This is a genomic window from Streptomyces sp. STAM6, from assembly GCF_054963715.1.
Genome location: NZ_JBUEFZ010000022.1, coordinates 12,105 through 38,937 on the forward strand (window position 1 = coordinate 12,105; position 26,833 = coordinate 38,937).

22 protein-coding genes are annotated in these 26,833 nt (G+C 73.5%); 12 read left to right on the plus strand and 10 right to left on the minus strand.

Features of this window, described 5'->3' with window-relative positions:
- The first annotated feature begins 28 nt into the window (after window positions 1-28).
- The 3 genes from ACY34K_RS23075 (at window position 29) to ACY34K_RS23085 (ending at window position 4,718) form a co-directional block, all read left to right on the plus strand.
- Window positions 29-1,435 (plus strand): nucleobase:cation symporter-2 family protein, encoded by a 1,407-nt coding sequence (locus ACY34K_RS23075; protein WP_462750127.1) that lies wholly within the window; start codon window positions 29-31, stop codon window positions 1,433-1,435.
- Between the two features lie 51 nt (window positions 1,436-1,486).
- Window positions 1,487-2,875 (plus strand): 8-oxoguanine deaminase, encoded by a 1,389-nt coding sequence (locus tag ACY34K_RS23080; protein ID WP_462750129.1) that lies wholly within the window; start codon window positions 1,487-1,489, stop codon window positions 2,873-2,875.
- Window positions 2,876-3,263: 388 nt separating this feature from the next.
- Window positions 3,264-4,718: a nucleobase:cation symporter-2 family protein gene (locus ACY34K_RS23085; RefSeq protein WP_462750131.1), complete on the plus strand. Its 1,455-nt coding sequence runs from the start codon at window positions 3,264-3,266 to the stop codon at window positions 4,716-4,718.
- Window positions 4,719-4,882: 164 nt separating this feature from the next.
- Here the strand turns inward: ACY34K_RS23085 and ACY34K_RS23090 are convergent, their stop codons facing one another.
- The 3 genes from ACY34K_RS23090 to ACY34K_RS23100 all read right to left on the minus strand — a co-directional run bounded on the left by ACY34K_RS23090 (window position 4,883) and on the right by ACY34K_RS23100 (window position 7,138).
- On the minus strand, window positions 4,883-5,470 hold the full coding sequence (locus ACY34K_RS23090; RefSeq protein ID WP_462750133.1) for a 3'-5' exonuclease: 588 nt from the start codon (window positions 5,468-5,470) through the stop codon (window positions 4,883-4,885).
- A gap of 178 nt (window positions 5,471-5,648) precedes the next feature.
- On the minus strand, window positions 5,649-6,230 hold the full coding sequence (locus tag ACY34K_RS23095) for a TIGR03086 family metal-binding protein (protein ID WP_462750135.1): 582 nt from the start codon (window positions 6,228-6,230) through the stop codon (window positions 5,649-5,651).
- A 119-nt stretch (window positions 6,231-6,349) separates the two neighbouring features.
- The gene (locus ACY34K_RS23100; protein WP_462750137.1) at window positions 6,350-7,138 is read right to left on the minus strand and encodes a hypothetical protein; all 789 of its coding nucleotides are present in this window, start codon (window positions 7,136-7,138) and stop codon (window positions 6,350-6,352) included.
- Between the two features lie 161 nt (window positions 7,139-7,299).
- On the opposite strand from ACY34K_RS23100, the gene ACY34K_RS23105 reads away from it, so the two are divergent.
- Window positions 7,300-9,438, plus strand: a complete 2,139-nt coding sequence (locus tag ACY34K_RS23105) for a hypothetical protein (RefSeq protein WP_462750139.1) — start codon at window positions 7,300-7,302, stop codon at window positions 9,436-9,438.
- An 84-nt stretch (window positions 9,439-9,522) separates the two neighbouring features.
- Here ACY34K_RS23105 and ACY34K_RS23110 read toward each other — a convergent pair whose 3' ends face one another.
- Entirely contained in the window at window positions 9,523-10,713 is a 1,191-nt protein-coding gene (locus ACY34K_RS23110; RefSeq protein WP_462750141.1) for a GDSL-type esterase/lipase family protein, read from the minus strand.
- Between the two features lie 305 nt (window positions 10,714-11,018).
- Here ACY34K_RS23110 and ACY34K_RS23115 point away from each other — a divergent pair, with 305 nt between their 5' ends.
- Window positions 11,019-11,984, plus strand: a complete 966-nt coding sequence (locus ACY34K_RS23115) for a fibronectin type III domain-containing protein (RefSeq protein ID WP_462750143.1) — start codon at window positions 11,019-11,021, stop codon at window positions 11,982-11,984.
- Here the strand turns inward: ACY34K_RS23115 and ACY34K_RS23120 are convergent.
- The 3 genes from ACY34K_RS23120 to ACY34K_RS23130 form a co-directional block, all read right to left on the minus strand.
- Window positions 11,965-13,482 (minus strand): TolB family protein, encoded by a 1,518-nt coding sequence (locus tag ACY34K_RS23120; RefSeq protein ID WP_462750145.1) that lies wholly within the window; start codon window positions 13,480-13,482, stop codon window positions 11,965-11,967. The two genes, ACY34K_RS23115 and ACY34K_RS23120, sit on opposite strands and share 20 nt — an antisense overlap.
- A 576-nt stretch (window positions 13,483-14,058) precedes the next feature.
- Window positions 14,059-15,681: a malate synthase A gene (gene aceB, locus ACY34K_RS23125; protein WP_462750147.1), complete on the minus strand. Its 1,623-nt coding sequence runs from the start codon at window positions 15,679-15,681 to the stop codon at window positions 14,059-14,061.
- 252 nt (window positions 15,682-15,933) lie between these two features.
- Window positions 15,934-16,542, minus strand: coding sequence for a nucleotidyltransferase family protein (locus ACY34K_RS23130; protein ID WP_462750149.1), 609 nt, complete (start codon window positions 16,540-16,542; stop codon window positions 15,934-15,936).
- A 134-nt stretch (window positions 16,543-16,676) separates the two neighbouring features.
- On the opposite strand from ACY34K_RS23130, the gene ACY34K_RS23135 reads away from it, so the two are divergent.
- Together ACY34K_RS23135 and ACY34K_RS23140 are read left to right on the plus strand one after the other, a co-directional pair.
- Window positions 16,677-18,602: a serine/threonine-protein kinase gene (locus ACY34K_RS23135; RefSeq protein WP_462750151.1), complete on the plus strand. Its 1,926-nt coding sequence runs from the start codon at window positions 16,677-16,679 to the stop codon at window positions 18,600-18,602.
- Between the two features lie 90 nt (window positions 18,603-18,692).
- The gene (locus ACY34K_RS23140; RefSeq protein ID WP_462750153.1) at window positions 18,693-19,004 is read left to right on the plus strand and encodes a DUF5955 family protein; all 312 of its coding nucleotides are present in this window, start codon (window positions 18,693-18,695) and stop codon (window positions 19,002-19,004) included.
- A gap of 47 nt (window positions 19,005-19,051) precedes the next feature.
- Here the strand turns inward: ACY34K_RS23140 and ACY34K_RS23145 are convergent, their stop codons facing one another.
- Together ACY34K_RS23145 and ACY34K_RS23150 are read right to left on the minus strand one after the other, a co-directional pair.
- Complete coding sequence (locus ACY34K_RS23145) at window positions 19,052-19,678, minus strand: response regulator (RefSeq protein WP_462750155.1); 627 nt, start codon at window positions 19,676-19,678, stop codon at window positions 19,052-19,054.
- Window positions 19,675-20,856: a sensor histidine kinase gene (locus ACY34K_RS23150; RefSeq protein WP_462750157.1), complete on the minus strand. Its 1,182-nt coding sequence runs from the start codon at window positions 20,854-20,856 to the stop codon at window positions 19,675-19,677. Before ACY34K_RS23150 ends, ACY34K_RS23145 begins: the two co-directional genes overlap by 4 nt.
- A 112-nt stretch (window positions 20,857-20,968) precedes the next feature.
- Here ACY34K_RS23150 and ACY34K_RS23155 point away from each other — a divergent pair, with 112 nt between their 5' ends.
- The 3 genes from ACY34K_RS23155 to ACY34K_RS23165 all read left to right on the plus strand — a co-directional run bounded on the left by ACY34K_RS23155 (window position 20,969) and on the right by ACY34K_RS23165 (window position 23,121).
- Complete coding sequence (locus ACY34K_RS23155) at window positions 20,969-22,054, plus strand: ABC transporter permease (RefSeq protein ID WP_462750159.1); 1,086 nt, start codon at window positions 20,969-20,971, stop codon at window positions 22,052-22,054.
- Entirely contained in the window at window positions 22,051-22,719 is a 669-nt protein-coding gene (locus ACY34K_RS23160) for an ABC transporter ATP-binding protein (protein WP_462750160.1), read from the plus strand. Before ACY34K_RS23155 ends, ACY34K_RS23160 begins: the two co-directional genes overlap by 4 nt.
- Window positions 22,720-22,818: 99 nt before the next feature.
- Window positions 22,819-23,121, plus strand: a complete 303-nt coding sequence (locus ACY34K_RS23165; RefSeq protein WP_462750162.1) for a hypothetical protein — start codon at window positions 22,819-22,821, stop codon at window positions 23,119-23,121.
- A gap of 93 nt (window positions 23,122-23,214) precedes the next feature.
- On the opposite strand, the gene ACY34K_RS23170 is transcribed toward ACY34K_RS23165, so the two are convergent.
- A complete protein-coding gene (locus ACY34K_RS23170; protein WP_462750164.1) occupies window positions 23,215-24,021 on the minus strand; it encodes an IclR family transcriptional regulator in 807 nt (268 codons plus the stop codon).
- A 335-nt stretch (window positions 24,022-24,356) separates the two neighbouring features.
- Between ACY34K_RS23170 and allB the strand changes: the two genes are divergently transcribed.
- Together allB and alc are read left to right on the plus strand one after the other, a co-directional pair.
- A complete protein-coding gene (gene allB, locus ACY34K_RS23175) occupies window positions 24,357-25,691 on the plus strand; it encodes an allantoinase AllB (protein ID WP_462750279.1) in 1,335 nt (444 codons plus the stop codon).
- Between the two features lie 5 nt (window positions 25,692-25,696).
- A complete protein-coding gene (gene alc / locus ACY34K_RS23180; protein WP_462750166.1) occupies window positions 25,697-26,809 on the plus strand; it encodes an allantoicase in 1,113 nt (370 codons plus the stop codon).
- Window positions 26,810-26,833: the final 24 nt, after the last annotated feature.

A 26,833-nucleotide genomic window follows, 5' to 3' on the forward strand; every position in this document is an offset into this window, starting at 1 on the left:
GGCCGCCCTCGGACCGGAGGGAACCGCCATGGCACAGCCTGCAGTCGGGCCGGCAGAAGGCCCGTGTTCCGCCCCGCCGGAACAGCACCTTCGCACGGACGTCCACGCGGTGGACGAAAAGCTCCCCTTCACGCGGCTCGTCCCCGCCGCGCTCCAGCACATCGCCGCCGTGTACGCGGGCGTCGTCACCCCTCCGCTCGTCATCGGCCAGGCCGTCGGCCTCGACACCGCCGGAACGACCCGTCTGATCGCGGCGAGCCTGCTCGTCGCCGGTCTCGCCACCCTCCTGCAGACCCTCGGCGTCGCCCGTCTCGCCGGCAACCGCCTGCCGTTCGTGAACGCCGCTTCTTCCGCCGGTATCGCCCCGATGCTCGCCATCGCCGAGACCAGCGCCCCCGGCCACCAGCTGCCCGCCATCCACGGCGCCGTCATGGTCGCCGGAGTCTTCTGCCTGGTCGTCGGCCCCTTCTTCGGCCGTCTGCTCCGCTTCTTCCCGCCCCCGGTCACCGGCGTCGTGATCACCCTCGTCGGGGTGTCCCTGATGCCCCTCCCGGTCGCCTGGGCACAGGGCGGCGACAAGCACGCCGCCGACTTCGGTGCCATGAAGTACCTGGCCCTCGCCGGCTTCACCCTCGTCATGATCCTGCTCGTCCAGCGCTTCGGCCGGGGCTTCGTCAAGCAGACCGCCCTGCTGATCGGCCTGTTCACCGGCACGCTGGCCGCCGTCCCGTTCGGGATGGCCGACTTCTCCGCACTGCGCGAGGCGCCCGTCGCCGCGCTGCCCGCACCCTTCGCCTTCGGCGCCCCCGAGTTCCAGCCCGCCGCGATCCTCTCCCTGTGCATCGTGATGCTGGTCCTCATAACCGAGTCCAGCGCCGGCATGCTCGCCCTCGGCGAGATCTGCGAACGCCGCAGCGACGGCCGCACCCTCACCCGCGGCCTGCGCACCGACGGCATCGCCACCCTCCTGGGACCCGTCTTCGGCTCCTTCCCCACCTCGGCCTTCGCCCAGAACGCCGGCGTCGTCTCCCTGACGCGCGTACGCAGCCGCTACCCCGTCGCGGCAGCCGGCGGCGCGCTCCTCGTCCTCGGCGCGTTCCCCGTCCTCGGCGCGGTCGTCTCGCTCGTCCCGATGCCCGTCCTCGGCGGCGCCGGGATCGTCCTCTTCGGCTCCCTCGCGGTGAGCGGCATCCGCACGCTCTCCGAGGCCGGACTCGACGACAGCTCCCGCATCGTCCTGGTGGCCGTCGCGCTCGGCGCGGGCATCATCCCGCTCGCCGCACCCACCTTCCACGCCGGCTTCCCGGCCTGGGCCCAGACGGTCCTCGGCTCCGGGATCAGCGCGGGAGCGCTCACCGCGGTCCTGCTCAACCTGTTCTTCCACCATCTCGGCACCCGGAGCCGTCACGCGGTCCCGGCACTCAAATCCCCCTAGGGTCCTGCCGTGCCCACCCCGCCACCGCCAGTCAGAGAAGAAGGAAGCACCATGGCACCTTCGGCAGCCCAGCGCATCGTGATCGAGAACTGCGCGATCGCGACCGTCGACGCCGACGACACCGAGTACGCCTCGGGCCACCTCGTCATCGCGGACAACAGGATCGAGTCGATCGGGGCCGGCAAGGCCCCCGAAGGCCTGGACAACGTCGTCCGGCGCATCGACGCCACCGGCCATCTGGTCACGCCCGGCCTGATCAACACCCACCACCACTTCTACCAGTGGATCACCCGAGGCCTGGCCACCGACCACAACCTCTTCAACTGGCTCGTCGCGCTCTACCCGACCTGGGCGCGCATCGACGAGCAGATGGCGTACTCGGCGGCCCAGGGCTCGCTCGCCATGATGGCGCGCGGCGGCGTCACCACGGCCATGGACCACCACTACGTCTACCCGCAGGGCTCCGGCGACCTGTCCGGCGCCATCATCCGGGCCGCCTCCGAGATGGGCGTCCGCTTCACCCTGGCCCGCGGCTCCATGGACCGCAGCGAGAAGGACGGCGGCCTGCCGCCGGACTTCGCCGTCGAGACCCTCGAAGGCGCGCTCGCCGCCACCGAGGAGACCGTCAAGAAGCACCACGACGCCTCCTTCGACGCCATGACCCAGGTCGCGGTCGCGCCCTGCTCGCCCTTCTCCGTCTCCACCGAACTGCTCAAGCAGGGCGCCGAACTGGCCCGCCGCCTCGGCGTACGCCTCCACACCCACGGCTCGGAGACCGTGGAGGAGGAGAAGTTCTGCCACGAGCTGTTCGGCATGGGCCCCACCGACTACTTCGAGTCGACGGGCTGGCTCGGCGAGGACGTGTGGATGGCGCACTGCGTCCACATGAACGACTCCGACATCGCCGCCTTCGCCCGTACGAAGACCGGTGTCGCCCACTGCCCCTCCTCCAACGCCCGTCTCGCGGCCGGCATCGCACGCGTCCCCGACATGCTCGCCGCCGGCGTCCCGGTCGGCCTCGGCGTCGACGGCACCGCCTCCAACGAGTCCGGTGAGCTCCACACCGAGCTGCGCAACGCCCTGCTCATCAACCGCCTCAACCCCGTGCACCGCGAGGCCGCGCTCAACGCCCGCCAGGCCCTTCGCCTGGGCACCTACGGCGGCGCGCAGGTACTGGGCCGGGCCTCGCAGATCGGCTCCCTGGAGCCGGGCAAGCTCGCCGACCTGGTGCTGTGGAAGCTGGACACGCTCGCCCATGCCTCCATCGCGGACCCGGTGACCGCTCTCGTGTTCGGCGCGGCGGCCCCGGTCACCGCGTCGTTCGTCAACGGCAGGCAGATCGTGGAGAACAACCGCCTGCTGCACGCCGACGAGGACGCCATCGCGCGCTCCACCCGGGACGAGGCCCAGCGCCTCGCCCGGATCGCGGCCCAGGGCTGAGCCCGGGCGGCACCAAGGAGTCCGGCTGAGGGGGACGGCCCTCAGCCGGTCGCCGTGGACCCGAGCGGGGTCCACGGCAGCCGGCCGGGGGGTGCGGTCCGCAAGGAAGGACCGCACCCCCCGGGACGGTGACCCGTGTCGTTTCACGAGCTCGGTCCGCCTCCGGGCGCCCGAAGCCTGTGTCGGCGGTCGTTTCGTACCCGGGTCGTTCGTGCCTCACGACCCTCCGACCGCGCGGCGGCAGCCGCACCTCGCGCGCAGCCTCCCTTCCGACACGGTCGCGCCCCTTCGGTTCACTCGCTCACCCACGACACACCCCGGGCGCAAGACCTGCACCACCTCCCTGAAACCCACGTCCAAGCACGTGTAACCGACCGGAGGAACCGCCGTGGCCGCCAAGCCCAGGTTTCGCAACGACGCAGACATCCCCGACGCGGAAGCCGGCACCGCAGACCGGAAGCATCCGGTCGACGAGACCCTGCCGCCCCTCAAAATGTTCACCAGCGGCCTGCAGCACGTGGCCGCCATGTACGCGGGCGTGGTGGCCCCGCCGCTGATCGTCGGAGCCGCCGTGGGGCTCTCCGGCACCGAACTCACGTTCCTCACCGGCGCCAGCCTCTTCACCGCGGGGCTCGCCACCTTCCTCCAGACGCTCGGCATCTGGAAGATCGGCGCCCGACTGCCGTTCGTCAACGGCGTCACCTTCGCCGGTGTCGCCCCGATGCTCGCCATCGTCGACACCACCGACGACAAGTCCGACGCGATACCGATCATCTTCGGCGCGATCATCGTGGCCGGCGTACTCGGCTTCGTCGCGGCGCCGTTCTTCAGCAAGCTCGTCCGGTTCTTCCCCCCGGTCGTCACCGGCACCGTCATCACCCTGATCGGCGTCTCCCTGCTGCCCGTGGCCTTCGGCTGGGCCCAGGGCCCCGACCCGGCCGCGTCCGACTACGGCTCGACCACCTACCTCACGCTCGCGGCGATCACCCTCGTGGTGGTGCTGGGGCTGCGCCGCTTCACCCGCGGCTTCGTCAAGCAGATCGCCGTCCTGATCGGCCTCGTACTCGGCACGCTCATCGCGATCCCCTTCGGCGTCACCGACTTCAGCCCGGTCACCGAGGCGGACATCGTCGGATTCCCCACCCCGTTCCACTTCGGCGCACCGCAGTTCGCGCTCGCCGCGATCATCTCCATGTGTGTGGTGATGCTCGTGTCGATGACCGAGTCGACCGCCGACATGCTCGCGCTCGGCGAGATCGTCGACAAGCCGGCCGACGAGAAGACCATCGCCGCGGGTCTGCGCGCCGACACGCTCGGCTCGGCGATCAGCCCGCTGTTCAACGGCTTCATGTGCAGCGCCTTCGCGCAGAACATCGGCCTGGTCGCCATGACCCGGATCCGCAGCCGCTTCGTGGTGGCGTGCGGCGGCGGCTTCCTGCTCCTGATGGGCCTCTCCCCGGTCGCCGCCTCCCTGATCTCGGTCGTCCCCCGGCCGGTACTCGGCGGCGCGGGCGTCGTCCTGTTCGGCTCGGTCGCCGCGAGCGGTATCCAGACCCTCGTCAAGGCAGGTCTGGAGAAGGACAACAACGTCCTGATCGTGGCCGTCTCACTGGCGGTCGGCATCATCCCGATCACGGCGCCGGAGTTCTACCACGCCTTCCCCGAGACGGCGAAGATCATCCTGGACTCCGGCATCTCCACCGGCTGTGTCGCCGCCGTCCTGCTCAACCTGGTCTTCAACCACCTGGGCGGGCACCGCGACGACGACGAGGTGACGGCGCCGATGGAACCGGGCGACGAGATCTCCGAGGTCCGCACCGCCAAGACGACCCCCGTGCACTGACCCGACGGGCCGCGCCGGTCCGTCGGGTCACCCGGTCCGTCGGGTCACCCGGTCCGTCAGGTCACCAGGGTCGTCGGGTCACCAGAGCCCCGACCGGGCCGCCCCCGACCCCGGCCCTCCGGCCCCGTACGGCGTCGTCCGTGCGGGGCCGGGCGCCGGCCGGCTCACACGCCGGGCCACGCCATGAGATTGCTGAACAGCTCCGCCTGCTCGATCGCGTCGTCCAGGGCGTGGTGGGTGTGGCGCCGGCGGGACAGCAGCTCACGAGGCATCGTCCCCTTGGCCACGGCCCGCAGCGGCAGCCGCGCCTTCGTGGCGTACAGCGTCTTCATGTCCATGCAGCCCGAGTGCCCGAACGGGCTCGCACCGGTGAACCGCATCAGGTACCAGTACAGGAACGTCCAGTCGTACGAGGCCGGATATCCGCACATGACCGGCTGCGCGCCGGCGCTCACCTCGCGCACCCAGCCGCTGAACTCGGCCAGCGCGACCTCCGGTCCGGCGCCCTCGGCCATCAGCCGTTCCCGGTCCAGCCCGCTGACCGCCAGCGCCTCCGGTACGAACGCGTCGCCGATCGGGCGCAGTTCGCGGTAGAAGGTGTTCGCCTCCGGGTCGGCGGCGGTGTACCCCTCCGCGTCCTGGCGCCCGGCCACGGCGGCGCCGAGGCTGAGCATCGAATACGGGCCGGGGATGGGGCCGTCGGCCTCGATGTCGACGGAGATGTACAGGCTGGGTCTGGGACGGCGTGTCATGGTGCGTGAGCATGACATACCGCCCGCACCTGATCACCGGGTTTTCCCCTGCCCCACCCCCCTGTCGCGCCCCCGAGCCCTGTCGCCCCCGACCTGTCGCCCCCTGTCGCGGTGGCCGCCGCTGTCCCGACCGGCGTCCGCGTCCCGGCGGCGCGCCCGGCTCGCCGGCGCCCCCGGCTCAGGTGCCCGGCCGCCAGTCGGGGCGACGGCCGCTCAGACCGATGACGCGGTCCAGCAGCGGGGCGTCCTCCGGCACCGGGACCGGGGGGCCGAACGGGCCCCGCTCCTCGGGGGAGCCGTGAGCGGTCGGGGCCAGCAGCGCCTGCGACGCCCGCAGTGACGCCTCGTCGGGCGTGTACTCCTGGCCGGTCGCGCGGGCCAGGTCCCAGCCGTGGATCAGCACCTCGTTCAGCGCGACTGTCCCCGCCACCTCGCCCGGGAGGGTGATCCCGCCCGCCCGGGTGGTGCCCCGCCAGGCCTCCGGCCGGCGCCAGGCGGCGGCCAGCTCGTCCAGCCGGCGGGGCAGCTCGCCGCGCCAGCCGTCGGGAAGGACCGGCCGGGCGTCCTGCGGGTCCGTGTCCGTCGTCGGCCCGACGTCCTTCCTCGCGGCGTCCCGGAACGCGACCGCGAGCCCCGCCAGGTGGGCCAGCAGGTCGCGCACCGCGTACTCCGGACAGGGCGTCGGGGCGTCGAGGTGCTCGTCGCCGACGCCCTCCAGCAGGCCGGCCACCCCGCGAGTCGCGGGTCCGAGATCGAGCATGACCGTCTCCGTGTGTGCGTCCGTCCGCTGCGGTTCCCTGTGTTGTGTGCTCATACGGGGGCAGACCGCCGGCCGCGCCGGAACTCATCGCGGTGGCCCCACCTCCATCGTCCACACCCTCACCCGATCCGCCTCCTGCACTCCTCCGCGAGCCGCGGGTACGCGTCGCCGATCGCCTCGTAGATCCGCCGCCGCAGCAACAGCTCGGCCTCGGCCCGGCCCGTCGCCGCGAACAGCCCGTCCAGCAGCGCGTCGTACCTCCTCAGCACCTGACGCAGATAGTCGACCTGCCACCGCACGAGCGCCGCCGGCGGCACGGCCCCCTGCCGGACGCCGGGCGCCCGTCCCCGCCCGGCTCCGGGCGCCTGCCCCTGCCCCGCCCCGGGCCCCTGCCTCGCCGCAGGTCCCTGCCTCGCCCGAGGCCCTTGCCTCGCCCCGGCACCTTGCCTCGCCCCGGGCCCCTGGCCCGCGACGGGGCCCCGTTCCCGCCCCGTCCCGGGGGCGGGCCCCCGCGGCCCGGCGCCCGGCCCGCCCCCTCCGGCCTCTCCGCGCTCCACGGACAGGCGCCGGTGCCGCACCGCCCTCATCTCCAGCTCCGCGTCCGGCAACACCGGCACCCGGATCGGCTCCGCCCGGATGGCGCTCAGGACCGCCTGACGCCGTCGCTCCGCCGCGGCCCGAGCCGCCGCCGCCCCCCGCCCCGCCGCGGCCGTGCCCGCGGCGAACTCGGGCGTCCGCTCCACCGCCTCCACCCTGGCCAGCAGATACAGCCGCACGGGTGTCACCGACCACTGCCGGGGATTGCGCCCCTGCACATCAGGCTCGCCCAGCAGATCCCGCACCATCGCGTCCGACCACCCGCGCCCCCGGAGCCCCGCCTGCGTCACATACGTCATACGGTCCGTCATGATCCCGCCCCATGATGTAACTGAGAGTGACGAACTCAGTGAAGCGCACGCCACTGACAACGGCTGCCCTCCCCCGGCGACGAGGGCCCGCTGATCACCAGATCGGACCATTCCCACGTGGCACGCCCCTGGACCCGGATCCGCCCCCATACGCTCCCCGAGTGACCCGTACCACTGCCCTGAACACCGGACGTGACGACTTCCTCGCCTGGGCGGAGAAGGAGCGGGGAGCCACCCTGCCGATGCGCCCCACGGACGCCCTGCTCACCCTGCTGGCCCTGCGCGGCGCGGAACGCCGCGCAGGCGTGCCCGAACCGACGCCGGAGCTGCTCCGGCGCGTGCTGCACGAGGACCTCCCGCTGCTGCTCCACGCGACCCCGCACGAACTGGCCGCGCTCTCCGGCGTGGTCACCGTCCTGGCCGACCGGGTCCGGGCGGCCAACCGGCTCAACGCCAAGCGCCACGCACGCCTGCTCGCCGCGCTGGAGGAGGCGTTCCCCGCGTTCGAGCACGCCATGAACGACCCGCTGAACCTCACCTGGCCGCGCTGGTACGCCTCCCTGCTGCACGCCGACGGTGTCGACCCGGCCGACCGCGGGGCCGTGCGGGCCTGGTTCGCCCGACTGGAGGGCACCCCGCGCGCCGAGCGGCCCGTGCTCCCGCCGGAGGTGTGCCGCTCCGACGTCGCCAGCCGCACCTTCGCCGCCAGGGCCCTGCTCACCGAAGCCCTGCTCGCTGCCTCCGACCGGGACGCCCGGGACGCCCGGGACCCCCGCGGCCCGTCGCCCGCGGGCCCGCTGCTGCCCGGACCACCCCTGGAAGCGGTCGGACCGGACGAACTGGAACGCCGGTCCGCCGAACTGTCCGACCGCTGGACCGCCGACGGCCTGGCCGAGGCACTCGCGGGCCCGCACGCGGACCTCGCCCCCGGCCCCGAGTCACTGCCGCACCTCGCCCTCGCCGACCGCCTCCTCGACGAACACCTCGACTACTACGGGGACTCCGGCCGCCCGCTGCCACCCCCGCCCGGCCTGCCCGCACCGGACGAGATCCGGGGCCTGCTGCAGGCCGCCCCGCTGCCCGCCGCCCTCGCAGCCGGCGACGACGACCTGAGAGAACTCGCCGAGCGGTGCGGCTTCCCCGGCCCGGCCACCGCCGTGTGGACCGAGGGCACCCCCCAGGAGCTGACCGAACTCGGCGCGGACATCCTGGCCGCGACCGTCGAGCGCGTCGCCGCCGACGCCGGCCCCGACGACGAGTACGCCCTCGACGCGGCACATGTGCTCTACGCGCTCTACGAGCGCGGCTGCACCCCCGACTCCGTGGCGCGCAAGGCGTCGGAGGTCGCGGGCTGGGAGGTCGACCCGGAGCTGGAGGACGCCCCCGTCCCCGTCCCCGACCGCCCGGACGCCGCACCCGCGGCGTACACCACACCGCCCCCGGAGGAGCTGTCGGACCTGCTCCGGCTCCCCGGCCTGAGCGAGTCCGACCGCCGAGACCTCGACGTTCAGGCCCGCTCGCTGGCGGCCGTGGTCGACCGGCTGGCCGAGACCGGCTGTGTCTTCCGCGCCGGCGACACCTACGGGCTCACGCCGCTCGGCAGCGCCGTGGTGCGCCACACCCTGCGGGCCGGTCATGTCGCCGTGCCCGACCGGGAGACCCTCGCCGGCCGGGACGCCGCCGAGATCCTCGGGGCGGTCGACGCCTGGCCGCCGGCGATCGCCGCGGAGACCCTGGCGTCGTGGGCCGCCGGTCGCGGCGGCGGCGACGAGGCCTGGGGCGAACTGCTCGCGGCCGTGCCCGCCGCGGTCGCCGCCGACGCCGACGCCCCCGCCCTCTTCGCACGGCTCGACCTCGCCGGTGTTCCGGGCGGACCGGTCCGCGCCGCCCTCACCGACCCGGTCGCCGGCGGATACGCCCACCGGCTGCTGACCGAGCGGGGCGAGGACGTGCCGGAGGAGGAGGTGCCCCCCGCGGCCCGCGCCCATCTGCTCGTCGGCGAACTGCGCCTGCGCTGGGTACGGGACATGCGCGTGATGGTGGAGGCGACGGCCGAGGACCGGGCGCCGGAACCGGCTCCGACCGGGCTCGTCGACGCCTTCGACGCGGCCGCCTCCGGCTGGCCCGGCGGCGCCGAGGCCCTGGTGCGGGCGCTCGCCGACGCCCGGCCGGACGTGGCGCCGATCCTGGAGGACCTCGCCGAACGGCACCCGGACCGGGCGCTGTCCGCCGCCGCGGCCCGCACGGCGAGGCGCCTGCGCAGGGAGGAGGCCCACCGCGCCGGGGCGCGCCGCGGGTGAGGGCCGCGCTGTGCCGGGGGCCGGCCGGACCCGTCGGCGGGACCGGGGGAGCGGACCGGCCCGCCGGCGGGATCGGAAGAGCCGTCAGAGCGCGGACAGGTACATTCCCGACGGGCCGTAGCCGGCCGTGTTCCGGCACGTGTGGTCGCCGGTCGTCCGTGCGTGCATCAGGGCGAGGCAGCGTCCCTGGGCGAGCTGGCCGTAGTGGTTGGGGTGCATGGACTCCTGGACGGGCCCCTGGGTGGAGTCGCTGTCGATCCACCGGGCCCACTCGCTGGCCGTCGCCGACGCCGGCTGCGCGGCGCTGACCAGCCGGCTCGTCCGGGCGCAGACCTCACGGCCCTGGAGCATGTCGCGCAGGTCCAGGAACTGCACGCCCTTCTGGGCCGCAACTGCCCTGAGCCGCCCGGCGAGCTGCGGGACCAGCGAGTCGCGTGCCCAGTCCGAGTCCTTGTTCCAGAAGGGACAGCCGCCGGTGCTGACACGGCTCCAGCCGCTTTCCGTATACCGGTTCTCGCTGCCGCGGGGGATGGGGGAGGGGTAGGACTGCAACACGATCCGGTAGTCCGAAGCGGTATATCCGGCCGCCGACATGACGGCCCGTATCTCGTCGATCGACTTGCCGACCCCGGCCATCGCCGCGTCGATCCTCGCGTCCACGACGGCCTGCTGGTCGTCGTGGCAGTACGAGTACCAGATGATGTAGTCCTTGGCGCAGGCGGCGATGATGTCGGCGAAGCCGAGGTCGTTGCCGCCGATCGAGAGCGCGATCAGCCGGACCCGGTGGCCGGCGGCGACGGCCGCGAGCCGGTCGGCCTGGGGCGCCTCGCCCTTGAACCACTGGCCGCCGTTCGACGACCGGAACACATGGGACGTGAGGGCCCCGGAGCAGGCGAGGTTGATCTGTGCCTCGGCGAGGCCGGCGGTGCCGTGCACCTCTGCGGAGTCCGAGCGGTGACAGCCGTTCGCGGACGTCGTCCCGTACACCCGGGCCGGGTCGTATCCGCTGCCGGTCCAGGCCCGGTCGGTGCCGTCGCGGCTGCCGCTGTCGGTGAGGCTGTTGCCCTGCCAGCGGCCCGCCTCGCCGGAGATGTAGCTGTCGCCCATGGAGACGATCGCGGTGGGACCCGAGGAGGGGCTGGCCGCCGAGGGGGTCGTCCCGGTGGTCAGCAGGGCGGTGCAGGCGAGCGGCAGGGCGAGGGCCGAGGCGGCGGTGCGCCGCCAGGACCGTCTGAGGGGGTGGAAGGGGATGAGGGCGGTGCGGATTCCGGTCACAGCGGCTCCTGTGGTCGGCCGCGCCCGGAGCCGCGCCGGCCCATGCCGGAGCACGGCGGGGCACGGGTGGATCCGGGCGGTGTGGCGTGGGAGGTGGGGCCGCCGGCCGGTGGCATGCGGAATCTCGCACGGGCCGGTTTGTTACCGCTAGGTAGCCGTCGATTTCGGTTCGGTTACGTCACCGAGTGCCGGCTCCGCCCACCGCGCGCGCCCCGGGGACCGGTGGGTGCCGGGGTCTTGTTGCCGGGGCCGGGCCGTGCCATACAGGTCTGGACCAATCCTCGTCCGGACACGGAGGCCCGCCCGTGCAACGTCCCCCCGCCGTAACCGCGTTGATGTGCGCCGTACTCCTCCTGGCGGCGGCCTGCGCGGAGGAGGAGCCGAAGGACACCCGGAGCCCCACCCCTCCCGCCGGGGTGACGGCCCAGGCCGGCAGCGCCACATCGGTGCACGTCATGTGGGACCACGCCACCGACGACACCTCGGTCATCGCCTACGACGTCTTCGTGGGCGGCCGGAAGGCCGCCACGGTGCCGGGCGCCAAGCACATGGTCGACCTCGACCGCCTCGCCCCCCGCACCCCTTACCGCTTCACCGTCCGGGCCCGCGACGCCGCCGGCAACGTCTCCGCCCCCAGCGCCGCCGTCGCCCTCACCACCCCCGCCCCGGCTCCCGACGACCGCGGGGCCCCCACCCGACCCGCGGCCCTGCGCGGCACCGTCGACGGTCCCCGCGCGGTGACCCTGACCTGGTCCGCGGCCTCCGACGACACCGGCGTCACCGCCTACGACGTCTACCAGGAGGACGTGCGCGTCCACAGTGTCACCGGCACCACGACCACCGCCCGCATCACCGGACTCAGGCCCGGCACCGTCTACACGTTCACGGTCCGTGCCCGCGACGCGGCCGAGAACTCCTCACCCGACAGCAACCCCGTCGACCTCACCACCACGCCCGCGCCCGGCGCCGCTCCCCCCACCGCGCCCACCGCCCTGACCGCGACCGCGAGCGGCGGCGGCATCCGGCTGACCTGGACCCCGCCCGACACCGGGGCACCGGTCAAGGAGCACCAGCTCTTCCTCAACGGCCGGTTCGCCACGACGATCGTCTGGGGCGCGGCCCCGCCCACCGGCACCGCCACCTACACCTTCACGGTGACCGACCGGCCCGGAACCCGGTACAGCGTCAAGCTCCGGGCCAGACTGCCGGACGGGACGTGGGGCGACTTCTCCGCCCAGCGCACCGTCGTCGTCAGCGCAGCCGGCGCATGAACACGTCCGCCTGCCCGTTCGTGTCGCCCGGGACCAGGTTGTCGCCGTCCGAGTCGAACAGCGCGACGCGCCCCCGGGCGTCCAGCGCGACGGTCGACGGGCCGTAGCCGGTCGGGGCCGAGCCGTCGTGCGTGACGGTGAGGCGCTCGACGGCGCCCGTCCGCAGGTCGCGCACGAAGGCGTCCTCGGTGCCGTCGGTGTCGCCCGGGACCAGATTGCCGGCGGACGAGAGGAACAGCACCCGCCGGTTGTCGGCGCTGACGACGGCCGCGGTCGAATGGCCACCGGTGGCCTGGGAGCCGTCGTGGGCGGTGTTGACCCGGGTGACGGTTCCCGTCTCCAGGTCCCGTACGAAGATGTCCATCTCTCCGTTGGTGTCGCCCGGGACGACCGTGGGGGAGAGGGCCGAGAACAGCGCGTGGCGGCCGTCGGGGCTCAGGGCTATGCCCGACGCGCCGACCGGGTCACCCGCCGAGGTGGCGCTGGCGACCGTGGTCCGGCCGGTGCGCAGGTCATGGACGTACATGGGGTAGAGGCGCGGACGGCGCGGGTCGGGTGCCGGCTCCGCCCCGGCCGGTCCGGAGCCGGGCTCGCCGGGCGCGGGAACCAGGTTGGACCGGGACACGAACCCGATCCGGCTGCCGTCGGCGCTGATCACCGGGTCCACCCGGGACGCGCCCGTGCCCTGGACACCGTCACTGCGGACGCTCACCCGCTTCGTCACGGCCCTGCCGCGGTCCCGTACGAAGATGTCGTTCACGCCGTTGGTGTCGCCGGCGACCAGGTCGTCCCGCGCGGACGAGAACGCCACATGACGCCCGTCGGCGCTGATGGCCGGGTTGTCCGAGTCGCGGGTGCCTGGCGCCCCGCCCTCGGTGACGCGCTCGGTCCGGCCGGTTCGGCGGTCGTGCACGAAGATGTCGACGGCGTCGTTGCCGTCACCCGGCACCAGGTCGGGCGCGTGGGACGCGAAGGCCACGAGGCGTCCGTCGGCGCTGAGCGACGGACCGTGGGAGTACGAGGATCCCTGGGCGCCGTCGCTCGCGACGCTGACGCGTTCGGTTCTGCCGGTGCGCAGATCGCGGACGAAGACGTCCCGCTGTGCGTTGGTGTCGCCCGGCACCAGGTTGGTCGCAGCGGAGGTGAAGGCGGCGAAACGGCCGTCGGCGCTGATCGCCGCGCCGTCCCCGCCCAGGTCCGCCTGTGTGCCGTCCGACGCGGTGCTCACCCGTTCGACGGGCGGGACCGGCCGCGCGGCGGCCCCCGCCGGAAGCAGCGTGGTCGCCGCCGCCAGTAACGCGACGACGGCCGTGCTCATGGCTGTACGCATGTTCCCCCTCCGATTCGTCTGTTCGGCGCGGCAGTTCGCGCCCCCGCCGAACGCTCCCGCTCCGTCCGACAGGCGCCACCACGCCTCCGGCTCCGACTGGCCCATCCCGGACCAGTCGGGGGTCTCCTCGACCAGGGCGCGGCCGAGACGGCGGCCCAGGTCGACCATGGTGCGGCCCGAGGCCCGCCCGGTCTTCGTCGTAGGCCGCCGGCGCCTCGCGCGGACCGCCGGCCCCGCAGGCACGACGCCGTGCGCGCCTCCGCGCCGTCGGGCGGCGGCGTGACGGCGAGGGCCGCCGTCCCGGCGCGGAAATCGACGGACGCGGGCACCCGGGCGCGCAACTCACGCCACGACGGCCCCCGGTTGTACGTCCGGAACGGGAACGGCAGGGTGCCGATCACCCGGCCCGGCGGAGCCGGCCCGTCGCGCACGTACCAGCGGCGCCGGGAGAGCCGGCTCCACGGCATGTCCGCGTCGAGGCAGCCCGACGCCTCCGGTCCGGCGTACCGGGTGTCGTGGACGGCCAGTCCGACACCGCGGTCCGCGAGGTGTCCGGCGGCGCGTTCGTACACCGTGATCCGCTCGGCGCCGGCGCGGAGCACGGCGAGCGCGGCGGCGCAACCGGCGATGCTGCCGCCCACCACGGCGGCACCCGACAGACGCATGCCGCACAGAATGACAGCTCCGCCCCCGGTGCTGTGCGGTACCGGGGGCGGAGATGCGCCAGTCGGGCGGCGCGTGGGATCAGCCGACGAGCTGCTCGTAGGCGGGCAGCGTCAGGAAGTCCGCGTAGTCCTCGTCGAGGGAGACCTTCAGCAGCAGGTCGTGCGCCTGCTGCCAGGTGCCGGCGGTGAAGGCCTCCTCGCCGATCTCCGCGCGGATCGCGGCCAGTTCCTCGGCGGCGACCTTGCGGGCGAGCTCGGGCGTGGCCTTCTCGCCATTCTCGAAGACGACCCCGGCGTTGATCCACTGCCAGATCTGGGAGCGGGAGATCTCGGCGGTCGCCGCGTCCTCCATCAGGTTGAAGATGGCCACCGCGCCGAGGCCGCGCAGCCACGCCTCGATGTAGCGGATGCCGACCTGGACGGCGTTGCGCAGCCCCTCGTACGTCGGCTTCGCGTCGAGCGAGTCGATGGCGATCAGGTCGCCGGGCGCGACGGCGACATCCTCGCGGAGGCGGTCCTTCTGGTGGGGCCGGTCGCCCAGCACCGCGTCGAAGGAGGCCATCGCGATCGGGACCAGGTCGGGGTGGGCGACCCAGGAACCGTCGAAACCGTCGCCGGCCTCGCGGTCCTTGTCCGCCTTGACCTTCTCGAAGGCGACCTTGTTGACCTCGGCGTCCTTGCGGGACGGGATGAAGGCCGCCATGCCGCCGATGGCGTGCGCGCCGCGCTTGTGGCAGGTGCGGACGAGCAGTTCGGTGTAGGCGCGCATGAACGGGGCCGTCATGGTCACCGCGTTGCGGTCCGGGAGGACGAACTTCTGCCCGCCGTCACGGAAGTTCTTGACGATGGAGAAGAGGTAGTCCCAGCGGCCGGCGTTGAGGCCCGCGGCATGGTCGCGGAGCTCGTAGAGGATCTCCTCCATCTCGTACGCCGCCGTGATCGTCTCGATCAGGACGGTCGCGCGGACGGTGCCCTGCGGGATGCCGACGTAGTCCTGAGCGAAGACGAAGATGTCGTTCCAGAGGCGGGCCTCCAGGTGCGACTCCGTCTTCGGCAGGTAGAAGTAGGGGCCCTTGCCGAGGTCGATGAGGCGCTGGGCGTTGTGGAAGAAGTACAGACCGAAGTCGACGAGCGCTCCCGGCACCGGGCGGCCGTCGAAGGTCAGGTGCCGCTCGTCCAGGTGCCAGCCGCGCGGGCGCATGACGACGGTGGCGAGCTGGTCCGCGTCCTCGAGGGCGTAGGACTTGCCGGTCCGCGGGTCGGTGAAGTCGATCTTCCGCTCGTACGCGTCGATCAGGTTGAGCTGGCCGAGGACGACGTTCTCCCACGTGGGGGCGGACGCGTCTTCGAAGTCTGCGAGCCAGACCCTGGCGCCCGAGTTCAGGGCGTTGATGGTCATCTTGCGGTCGGTCGGGCCGGTGATCTCGACACGGCGGTCGTTCAGCGCGGGCGGTGCCGGCGCGACCTTCCAGCTGTCGTCCTCCCGGATCCGTGCGGTCTCCGGGAGGAAGTCGAGGGTGCTGGTGCGGGCGATCTCGGCGCGGCGCTCGGCCCGTCGGGCGAGGAGTTCGTCCCGCCGGGGCGTGAACCTCCGGTGCAGCTCGGCCACGAAGGCCAGGGCGGCGTCGGTGAGGACCTCGTCCTGCCGGGGCAGGGGCTCGGCTTCGACGATGGCCAGCGGGGACGGCGCTGGTGCGGACATGAGCTGTCACTTCCTTCAGCGGGGGCGCGGCGCGGGCGGCCGCCGGGCGTACGCGCGCGGCACTGAGTGCCGTGGGAGCCGAGATACGGTCACGGGCGCCTTCTGACGATCGGGTGCTTCTGAACAGTGGATACTAGTTTCCTCATGGTGGAAGTTCAATGGTTTGTTGATGTCGAGATTCTCAGGGTCGACAGAACATGGCGCTGAGTGCCACGCCGTTCACGCCCCGCGCATCCCCGCCCGCCCGGCCGGTCACTCCAGACGGCCCAGATCCGCCTCCGTGTCGATGTCGTACGGCTCGGCGACGTCCGAGCAGTCGACCAGCGTGATCGACCGCTCGTGCTCCTTCAGATAGACGCGTGCCCCCCGGTCGCCCTCCGCACTCGCCATCACCTCCGCCCAGCGGTCCGCCCCGAACAGCACCGGATGGCCGCGCCTCCCGCCGTACGCGGCCGCCACCAGGGACGAGCGGGAGCGGTACGCCGCCACCACCCGGGCCACCGCCCCGGCCCCGATCCCCGGCTGGTCCACCAGCGACACCACCACCGCGTCCGCCCCCGACCCCGCGAGCGAGGCCAGCCCGGCCCGCAGCGACGACCCCATGCCCTCCTCCCACGCCGGGTTGTCCACCAGGACCGACCCGGGCAGCGAGGCCCGCTCACGCACCGACCCGGCCGCGGCGCCCAGCACCACGTGGACCACCGGGCAGCCCCCCTCGCGCAACACCCCCACCGCGTGCTCCACCAGCGGGCGGCCCCGGTGCTCCAGCAGCGCCTTCGGCCGGCCGCCGAGCCGCCGGCCGGCTCCCGCCGCGAGCAACAGCCCGGCGATCAGCGGTTCGTCTCGTGTCGTATGTCCCATGTGGAGTGCATACCGCATGCCCTTGCCGGGATCTTCGCCCGGCTCGCGCGTGAACCACAGGGTCCGCCTTGGATAGGGTGCGGGTCCGGCATTGAATAAAGCAGTGCGAAGTCCTTTTCAGGAGACATGGGTTCATGAGTGGTGGTCCGCGTGGGGGAACGGTCTTCAAACCGCTTGAGGACGACGATCCGCGTTCTGTAGCCGGATACCGGCTCGCCGCGCGCCTCGGCGCAGGCGGCATGGGCAAGGTGTACCTCTCGTACACACCGGGCGGGCGGCCCGTCGCCATCAAGGTGATCCGGCCCGACTTCGCCGAAGACGCCGAATTCCGGCGCCGGTTCGCGCAGGAGGTCCAGTCCGCCCAGCGCGTCCAGGGTCTCTACACGGCGCCCGTCATCGACGCCGACACCGACGCGCAGCAGCCGTGGCTCGCCACCGCGTACGTCCCCGGCCCGTCCCTCGCCGACGCGGTGGTCGCCCACGGGTCGCTGCCGGTGGACACCGTCCTGCTGCTGGTCGCCGGCATCGCCGAGGCCCTGCAGGTCATCCACGGCGCCGGCATCGTCCACCGCGACCTCAAGCCCGCCAACGTCCTGCTGGCCGCGGACGGCCCGCGCGTCATCGACTTCGGTATCGCGCGCGCCGCGGACGCCACGTCGCTCACCGGCACCGGCGTCACCATCGGCACCCCGTCCTTCATGTCGCCCGAGCAGGCGGCGGGCCGTCAGATCACCCCGGCCACCGACATCTTCGCGCTCGGTCAGATCGCCGCCTACGCCGCCAAGGGCACCCCGGCGTTCGGCGAGGGCACCTCGCACGGCGTGCTCTACCGGATCGTGCACGAGGAGCCCGACCTCGCGGGCGTTCCCGAGCGGCTCCACGAGCTCGTCAGCCGCTGCCTGACCAAGGACCCGGAGGGCCGCCCCTCGGTCGCCGACATCCTCGCCCTGTGCCAGGCCGCCAACGACCAGACGGCGCTGCGCCGTCCGGAGGAGTGGCTGCCGGGCGCCGTCGCCGCGGACATCACCACCCGTGCCGCCGCCCCCGCACCGGCCGCGTCCACCACGCCGCCGCCGCCCGCCCAGGCCCCCGCCCAGCCGGCCGCCCCCGCCACGCCGGCGCAGGGCTTCCCGGCCGGTGCGCCCACCCCGGCCGCGCAGACGCCGACCGCCCACGCGGCGCCGGCGACCCCGCCCCCCGGCTTCGGCCCGCCGCCCGCCGCGCACGCGCAGCCGCAGCACGCCCAGCCGCAGCACCAGCAGTACCCGCAGCAAGCGCACCCCGCGCAGGCGCACACCCAGCCGGCCCACCCGCAGCAGGCCGGCCACCCCCAGCAGCCCGGTGGCTACGGCTACCCCCACACCCAGCCCACCCCGCAGCCCTACTCCGGCCCCCACCCCGCCGCGGCGACGCCCCCGAAGAAGGGCAAGAAGGCCCTCGCCATCGCCGTCGCCGCCATGTTCGTCGTCGGCGGTCTGGCCGGTGGCGGCGCCTACCTGGCGCTGTCCGGCAAGGACAAGGACAACAAGACCTCGAACGAGGCGGACGCCAAGCCGGACTCGACCCCGCAGAAGCAGGACCCGACGGCCGACGCCACGCCCGGCGGGGACACCCCGTCCGGCGACACGGCCGAGGACCCGACGAAGCCCGCGGAGCCGGTGGCCGACCCCAAGCCCGTGACGTACACGGGGATCGACCTGACGGACGGCTACCACCTGACGATGGAGGACGACCCCGTCAAGCCCTCCGGCGACGAGGCCAACCAGGACTTCACGTACGACTGGAGCCTCGGCTGGGTCACCGTCGAGGACGGCCGGATGATCCTGCTCCGCGCGGGACAGCAGGGCGACCTCGAGACCTGCCGCAGCGAGACCCGCTTCACGCAGAAGATGGACCTCGACGCGGTGGCCAAGGGTGCCAAGCTCTGTGTCCTCACCAACACCGGCCACGTCGGCGTGGTGACGTACCACGGCAAGTCGCCCGACTCGGACCCCAGCAAGTACATCACGGTGGACGTCACCGTCTGGCGCAACGCCCTCGCCCCGGAAACCACGTCCTGAGTTTCGTCCCGGGTGTGGCGCGCCGCACCCGGGATGGCGTTAAGTACAGGAACGGGCGTACAACGGAGTGCGCGCACGGGGGGAGAGCCGTTGTTGCGAAGCGTGGGGCGAAGGCGCGTGACCGGGAGCGGCGAGGACCCGAGAGTGACCCGGCTGCGCGCCGCGGTCTCCCGGCTCCGCCGCGAACTGGCCGCCCACCCGGCCGAGTTCCTGGACCGTGGCATCGCCGAGGACGAACTCGCCTCGCTCGCGGCGATGGCGATCAGCGGTGTGCCCGAGGTGCGCCGCCTGCGCCGCTCCCTCTTACTGATCGCGGGGGCGATCGGCTCCGTCAGCGCGCTCGGGTCCGCGCTCACCGACGTGCGCGACGCCGTGGAACTCTTCGGCGAGCAGCCGCGCTGACGGGCCTGCGGGCCGCGACCGCCGGCCGGTGGCGGGCGCCCCGCGGGCTAACGGCGGATCAGGCGGCGGGCGGTCGCCGCCGCCACCGCCGCGGTGCGTGAGTCGACGCCCAGCTTGGCGAAGACATGCACCAGATGGGACTTCACCGTCGCCTGGCTGAGGAACAGCCGTTTGCTGATCTGCTGGTTGGACAGGCCCTCGCCCACCAGCTGCAGCACCTCAAGCTCCCGCTTGGTCAGCGCCTGTGCCGGTGTGCGCATCCGGTCCATCAGGCGGTGCGCCACCGCGGGGGCGAGCGCCGACTGTCCGGCGGCCGCCGTGCGGACGGCCGCCGCGAGCTCCTCCGGGGGCGCGTCCTTGAGCAGATAGCCGCTCGCGCCCGCCTCCACGGCGGCCAGGATGTCGGCGTCCGTGTCGTACGTCGTCAGCACCAGCACCCGGGGCGCCCCGCTCCGCGCGGTGATCGCCGCGGTCGCTTCCGCGCCGTGCATCCCGGCACCGAACTGCAGGTCCATCAGGACGACGTCGACATCCCCGGCAGCCGCCAGTTCGACGGCGCGCTCGGCGGTCGCCGCCTCCGCGGCCACCGTGAAGTCGGGTTCCGTGTCGAGGACCGCGCGCAGCCCGGCGCGGACGACGGGGTGGTCGTCGGCGAGGAGGAGCCGGACGGTCATACGGCGCCTCCGGCGCTCACCGGCACGGGCAGCGGCAGCGCGACCGCGACGGCGGTGCCCTGACCGGGCGCGGACTCCACGGTGAACGTCCCGCCCAGCGATTCGGCCCGGGAGCGCATCGCCGTCAGCCCGAAGCCGCCCCCCGCCGACGGCGGGACGCCCACGCGCGGGTCGAAGCCCTTGCCGTCGTCCACCACGTCCAGCGTCACCGACGCGTCCATGAACGTCAGGGTGATCTCCGCACGCCCGGCCCCCGCGTGCCGCACGGTGTTGGCCAGCGCCGACTGGGCGATCCGCAGCAGTGCCACCTCGTACGGCGTCGGCAGCCCGGCGGGCGCGCCGGACACGGAGAACCGCACCCGGGGCCCCGGGCCGCCCGGCTCGCACAACCGCTCCAGCGCCGCCGCCAGCGAACCGCGCTCCAGGTCGGCCGGCGCCAGCGCCCGGACGAACCGCCGCGCCTCGGCCAGGTTGTCCTGTGCCGCGAGCCGCGCCCGCTCGATGTGCCCCGCGGCCGGGGAGCCGTCCGGCAGCACCCGCTCGGCGGCCCGCAGCAGCAACTGGATCGACGACAGGCCCTGGGCGAGCGTGTCGTGGATCTCGCGGGCCAGCCGCTCCCGTTCCGCCAGCGTGCCCGCGTGCCGCTCGGCCGCGGCCAGCTCGGCCCGGGTCGAGATCAGCTCCTCGATCAGTCGCCGGCGCCGCTCGCTCTCCCGGTACAGCGCCTGATAGCCGAGGACCGTCGCGACGGCGACGGCCGCGCCCAGCAGCGGTCCGATGAACGCGCCGGGATTGAGGGCAGCGCCGTGGCGCACGTACGACAGGATCGCGGCGCCCGCGGTCGCGCCGACGGCCGGCAGCGACCATCGCACCGGCAGCAGGTGCAGCTGGAGGAAGTAGAGCGGGAACGCCGCCCACAGCCCGTCCGGCGTCAGCGCCAGCAGCACCAGCCACGCCGCGCACAGGGCGCCCAGCCAGAGGGCCGCCGCGGACTGGGAGCGGCGCACCACGGGCAGCGCCGACCCCACCGCGTACACGGCGCCCGTCGCGGCGGCGGCCGCGACGACGGCGGGATCACCGGCCGAGCGGAGCGCGGACAGCGCCAGCAGACCCGCCATGAGCAGATGCAGACAGACGCGCAGGGCGCGCAGGGCGGGGGTGAGCGAACGGGGATCCATGACCCGTCCAGCGTAGGCGGACGCCGCAAGTCCGCCCTCAATCGAAAGTTTGATTACGGGCCCACCCGTGGCGCGATGCCGCACTCCGCCGGCCGCCAGCAGGCTGGTCCCCATGTTCGTGGCATGGAGAGATCTGACATTCGCCAAAGGGCGGTTCGCGCTGATGGGCACGGTGATCGTGCTGATCACCCTGCTGGTCGGGCTGTTGTCCGGGCTGACGGCGGGGCTCGCCCGGGAGAACATCTCGGCGATCACCGGGCTGCCCGCCGACCGGCTCGCCTTCGCGGCCCCGCCCCCGGGGCAGGCGGTGTCCTTCACGAACTCCTCGGTGACCGAGAAGGCGTGGCGCACCTGGGCCGGCCGTCCCGGGGTGACGTCCGCCGAACCGGTCGGCATCCGCACCCTGAACGCCACCGCCGGCGACCGCACGGCAGCGGTCTCCGCCTTCGGCACCGAGTCCGGCGCCGGGATCGCGCCCCACAGCGGGCTGCTCGGGCCCGGCAAGGGCGTCCTGTCCGTTCCGGCCGCCGAGGAGCTCGGCGTGCGCGTGGGCGAGCGGGTGCGGATCGGGCCCCGGGAGATCACGGTCGCGGCGGTCGCCGGGGACGCCTCGTACAGCCACACGCCCGTGGTGTGGACGTCCCTCGACGACTGGCAGGGGCTCGGCCGCAGCGGCACCACGCCCGGGGAGCAGGCCACCGTCATCGCGCTGAAGGTGCGGGGCGCCGCCGATCTCGTGGCGGGCGACGAGGCGGCCGGGACCCGGACCACGGCCGTCGACGAGGCGCTCACCGCCATCGGGTCCTACCAGGCCGAGAACGGGTCGCTGCAACTGATGCGCGGCTTCCTCTTCGTGATCTCCGCGCTCGTCATAGGGGCGTTCTTCACGGTGTGGACCATCCAGCGCAGCGGGGACGTGGCGGTGCTGAAGGCGCTGGGGGCCTCGACCCCGTACCTCCTCAAGGACGCCCTCGGGCAGGCCGTGGTGATGCTCGGGGCCGGGACACTGCTCGGCACCGGTCTCGCGGCCGGGGCGGGCGCGCTCCTCAGCGGCGGCGACGTGCCGTTCGTCATGGAGCCGCTGACCGTCCTCGGCCCGGCCGCCGTGATGATCGTCCTCGGCATGCTCGGCGCTGCCCTGTCCATCCGGCGGATCACCGCCGTCGACCCTCTGACCGCCCTCGGGAGCGCCCGGTGAACACCGCGAACCTGCAGCTCGACGACGTGACACTCACCTACCCCGACGGGGACGGGCGGCTGACCGCCCTGGACTCGGTGAACCTGGACGTCCCCGCCGGCACGCTCACCGCGGTGGTCGGCCCCTCCGGCTCGGGCAAGTCGAGCCTGCTGGCGGTCGCCGCGACGCTCGTGACCCCGGACCGAGGACGGGTCGTCGTGGCCGGTACGGACACCGGCACGCTGGACCGGGCCGGGAAGGCGGCGCTGCGCCGCGAGCAGGTCGGGATCGTCTTCCAGCAGCCCCATCTGCTGCCGTCGCTGACGGCGGTCGAGCAGCTCGGGGTCATGGCCCATCTGTCGCGGCGCGGCACCGGAAGGGCGCGGGCCATGGAACTGCTCGACGCGGTCGGGCTCGCCGGCCTCGCGGGCCGCCGCCCGCACCAGCTCTCCGGCGGGCAGCGCCAGCGCGTCAACATCGCCCGGGCGCTGATGAACGAGCCGGCCGTGCTCCTGGTCGACGAGCCGACCAGCGCGCTGGACCACGAGCGGGGCGCCGCGGTCCTCGACCTGCTGGTCAGCCTGACCCGGGCGCGCGGCACGGCGACGGTGCTGGTCACGCACGACCGGGCCCAGCTCGGGCGCGTGGACCGGACGGTGTCCGTGCGGGACGGCAGGCTGACCTGACGAGGAGGCCCGGCCGGGACGCCGTGTCCCGGCCGCCGGCTGGCCGACCCGCCGTCGTCGTCCCAGCATGAAAGAAACCGCTGCGACGCTGGAGGCACTGTGCCGACGCTCCACATCGAGCACGCGATCACGGACTACGCGGTCTGGAAGGCCGCGTTCGACAGTTTCGGGGACTTCCGCCGCCAGGGCGGGGTGCGGGAGTACCGCATCCAGCGTCCGCTGGACGACGACAAGCTGCTGGTCATCGACCTGGACTTCGACTCGGTGGGCGAGGCGGAGCGGTTCCTCGAGGCCCTGCGGACCAGGGTGTGGCCCTCGGCCGACCTCGCTCCCGCACTCGTCGGCACGCCGCGGGCGATGGTCGTCGACCTGGTGGAGCGGGGCAGGCCCGGCGAGGCCTGAGCGTCCCGCCGGGCCTGCCCCGGCATGCCGTGGCGGCCCGGCGGTGGGATCGGTGGGATCCGTGCGACCGGTGGGATCCGTGGGACCGGTGGGTCAGCCTGCCGTGCCCGAGGTGCTGGCGAGGGCCGTCGAGAGGTCCTGGGCGACCTCCTGGAGGATCGGCACGATCTTCTCCGTCGCCGCCTCCGTCACGCGGCCCGCCGGCCCCGAGATCGAGATGGCGGCGGCGGTGGGGGAGTCGGGCACGGAGACCGCGATGCAGCGGACGCCGATCTCCTGCTCGCTGTCGTCGAGGGCGTACCCGATCCGGCGGACCTGCTCCAGGGCGTCCAGGAAGCCCTCGGGCGTGGTGATCGTCTTCTCGGTGGCGGCCGGCATGCCGGTGCGGGCGAGCAGCGCCCGTACCTCCTCCGCCGGGGTGTGGGCGAGCAGCGCCTTGCCCACACCGGTGGAGTGCGGCAGGACGCGCCGGCCGACCTCGGTGAACATGCGCATCGAGTGCTTCGAGGGCACCTGGGCGACGTACACGATCTCGTCGCCGTCGAGCAGTGCCATGTTCGCCGTCTCGCCGGTCTCCTCGACCAGGCGCGCGAGGTAGGGGCGGGCCCAGGTGCCGAGCAGCCGGGAGGCGGATTCGCCCAGGCGGATCAGGCGGGGGCCCAGGGCGTAGCGGCGGTTGGGCTGCTGGCGGACGTATCCGCAGGCGACCAGGGTCCGCATCAGCCGGTGGATGGTGGGCAGCGGCAGGCCGCTGCTGGAGGAGAGCTCGCTCAGCCCGACCTCGCCGCCCGCGTCGGCCATCCGCTCCAGGAGGTCGAATGCGCGCTCCAGGGACTGGACGCCACCGGTCGCGGCGGCGGGCTTGGCGGCGTCGGTGGTGCTGGCGCTGGACGTCGGCACGTCAAGGGTCCTTTCGAGGCGGACGGGCAAGGCAGCAGCCTACCGGGCCGTCCGCTCCGGCACATCGCCCGCGGTGGGACGTACTCGCCGGTCAGGGGCTGTTTGTCCGTGTGTCCGCAGGGTTCCGCGGCGGGCGGACGAGCTGTCGCCTGTGGGTAACTACGTTCTGCTGATCGAAATTCCCTTTCCACTTCATGGAAACATCCAAGTGGCCGAAGTGCCACCGCGCGACCGGCGGGGCCACTCTTGACGGGGTGGAATACGACGTGAACACTTCTTCAACAGTTCGTTGAAATTTCTGAGGGCTCGATGAAGTGGACGATGTGGACGGAAACGTGGACGTGAACCTGGTACTGCGCTCGACGCGGGTCGTCACCCCCGAGGGGACCCGCGCCGCATCCGTCGCCGTAGCCGGCGGGAAGATCGGGGCGGTGCTGCCCCACGACGCCGAGGTGCCGGCCGGCGCCCGGCTGGAGGACGTCGGCGACGACGTCGTACTCCCCGGCCTCGTCGACACGCACGTCCATGTGAACGACCCGGGCCGCACCGAGTGGGAAGGCTTCTGGACCGCCACCCGCGCGGCCGCCGCCGGCGGCATCACCACCCTGCTGGACATGCCGCTCAACTCGCTGCCGCCCACGACGACCGTCGACCACCTGCGCACCAAGCAGGACGTCGCGCGGCCCAAGGCCCACGTCGACGTCGGCTTCTGGGGCGGCGCCCTGCCCGACAACGTCAAGGACCTGCGCCCGCTGCACGACGCCGGGGTCTTCGGGTTCAAGTGCTTCCTCTCGCCGTCCGGGGTGGACGAGTTCCCCCAGCTCGACCAGGAGCAGCTGGCCGCCTCGCTCGCCGAGATCGCCGGCTTCGGCGGACTGATGATCGTGCACGCCGAGGACCCGCACCACCTCGACGCCGCCCCGCAGAAGAGCTCGCCGAAGTACGCCGACTTCCTCGCCTCGCGGCCGCGCGACGCCGAGAACACCGCCATCGAGAACCTGATCAACCAGGCCCGCCGGCTCGACGCGCGGGTCCACGTGCTGCACCTCTCCTCCAGCGACGCGCTGCCCATGATCGCCGCCGCCAGGGGCGAGGGCGTGCGGATCACCGTCGAGAGCTGCCCGCACTTCCTCACCCTGACGGCCGAGGAGATCCCGGACGGCGCCACCGAGTTCAAGTGCTGTCCGCCCATCCGCGAGGCGTCCAACCAGGACGCCCTGTGGGAGGGCCTCGCCGACGGGACGATCGACTGCATCGTCTCCGACCACTCGCCCTCCACCGCCGACCTCAAGACCCCCGACTTCGCGTCCGCGTGGGGCGGCATCTCCTCCCTCCAGCTGGGCCTGCCCGCCGTCTGGACCGAGGCGCGCCGCCGCGGCCACACGCTCGAGGACGTCGCCCGCTGGATGTCCACGGCCCCGGCCGCGCTCGCGGGCCTCACCCGGAAGGGCGCCGTCGAGGCGGGCCGCGACGCGGACTTCGCCGTCCTCGCGCCCGACGAGACCTTCACCGTCGACCCGGCCGAGCTGCACCACCGCAACCAGGTCACGGCGTACGCGGGCAAGACCCTGCACGGCGTCGTGAAGTCCACCTGGCTGCGCGGTGTGCGCATCGCCGACAACGGCACCCCGGCCGCGCCCACCGGCCGGCTGCTCGAAAGGAACAAGTAACCCCCGTGACCGGCATACCTTCCTTCACCGGCGACGCCAGCCCCTACGGCGGCGGCGACCCGTACGCGGACTACCGCACCGCCGACTTCCCCTTCGCGGGCCTGGTCGACCTCGCCGACCGCCGGCTCGGCGCCGGCGTCATCGCCGCCAACGACGAGTTCTTCGCCGAGCGCGAGAACATGCTCAAGCCCGAGCCCGCCGAGTTCGACCCCGAGCACTTCGGGCACAAGGGCAAGATCATGGACGGCTGGGAGACACGCCGCCGACGCGGTGTCTCCGCCGACGAGCCGCACCCCACCGCCGACGACCACGACTGGGCGCTGGTACGCCTCGGCGCCCCCGGCGTCGTACGCGGCATCGTCGTCGACACCGCCCACTTCCGCGGCAACTACCCGCAGGCCGTCTCCGTCGAGGCCACCTCCGTCGCCGGCTCGCCGTCCCCCGAGGACCTGCTCGCCGCCGACGTGAAGTGGACGACCCTGGTACCCCGCACCGCCATCGGCGGCCACGCGGCGAACGGTTTCGCCGTCGACGCCGAGCAGCGCTTCACGCACCTGCGCGTCAACCAGCACCCGGACGGCGGCATCGCCCGGCTGCGCGTCTACGGCGAAGTGGCCCCGGACCCGGCCTGGCTGGGCGTGCTCGGCACCTTCGACGTCGTGGCGCTGGAGAACGGCGGCAGCGTCGAGGACGCCTCGGACCGCTTCTACTCCCCGGCCACCAACACCATCCAGCCCGGCCGCTCCCGCAAGATGGACGACGGCTGGGAGACCCGCCGGCGCCGCGACAAGGGCAACGACTGGATCCGCTACCGGCTCGTCGAGCAGTCGGCGATCCGCGCGGTCGAGATCGACACCGCGTACCTCAAGGGCAACAGCGCCGGATGGGCCGCCCTGTCCGTACGCGACGGCGCCGAGGGCGAGTGGACCGAGTTCCTCCCCCGCACCCGCCTCCAGCCCGACACCAACCACCGCTTCGTCCTGCCGGAGCCGGTCGTCGGCACCCACGTCCGCATCGACATCTACCCCGACGGCGGCATCTCCCGCCTGCGGCTGTTCGGCTCCCTGACGGACCGGGGCGCGGCACGCCTGACCACCCGTCACGACGAGCTCGCCTAGGGCATATTTCGAAAGTCCCGTCTG

Excerpts from the sequence above, each read along its gene's own strand:
- ACY34K_RS23075 (WP_462750127.1), top strand. The coding sequence starts at position 29 with ATGGCACAGCCTGCAGTCGGGCCGGCAGAAGGCCCGTGTTCCGCCCCG.
- ACY34K_RS23080 (WP_462750129.1), top strand. The coding sequence starts at position 1,487 with ATGGCACCTTCGGCAGCCCAGCGCATCGTGATCGAGAACTGCGCGATC.
- ACY34K_RS23090 (WP_462750133.1), bottom strand. The coding sequence starts at position 5,470 with ATGACACGCCGTCCCAGACCCAGCCTGTACATCTCCGTCGACATCGAG.
- ACY34K_RS23095 (WP_462750135.1), bottom strand. The coding sequence starts at position 6,230 with ATGCTCGATCTCGGACCCGCGACTCGCGGGGTGGCCGGCCTGCTGGAG.
- ACY34K_RS23100 (WP_462750137.1), bottom strand. The coding sequence starts at position 7,138 with ATGACGGACCGTATGACGTATGTGACGCAGGCGGGGCTCCGGGGGCGC.
- ACY34K_RS23120 (WP_462750145.1), bottom strand. The coding sequence starts at position 13,482 with ATGGTCGACCTGGGCCGCCGTCTCGGCCGCGCCCTGGTCGAGGAGACC.
- aceB (WP_462750147.1), bottom strand. The coding sequence starts at position 15,681 with ATGTCCGCACCAGCGCCGTCCCCGCTGGCCATCGTCGAAGCCGAGCCC.
- ACY34K_RS23130 (WP_462750149.1), bottom strand. The coding sequence starts at position 16,542 with ATGGGACATACGACACGAGACGAACCGCTGATCGCCGGGCTGTTGCTC.
- ACY34K_RS23135 (WP_462750151.1), top strand. The coding sequence starts at position 16,677 with ATGAGTGGTGGTCCGCGTGGGGGAACGGTCTTCAAACCGCTTGAGGAC.
- ACY34K_RS23145 (WP_462750155.1), bottom strand. The coding sequence starts at position 19,678 with ATGACCGTCCGGCTCCTCCTCGCCGACGACCACCCCGTCGTCCGCGCC.
- ACY34K_RS23150 (WP_462750157.1), bottom strand. The coding sequence starts at position 20,856 with ATGGATCCCCGTTCGCTCACCCCCGCCCTGCGCGCCCTGCGCGTCTGT.
- ACY34K_RS23155 (WP_462750159.1), top strand. The coding sequence starts at position 20,969 with ATGTTCGTGGCATGGAGAGATCTGACATTCGCCAAAGGGCGGTTCGCG.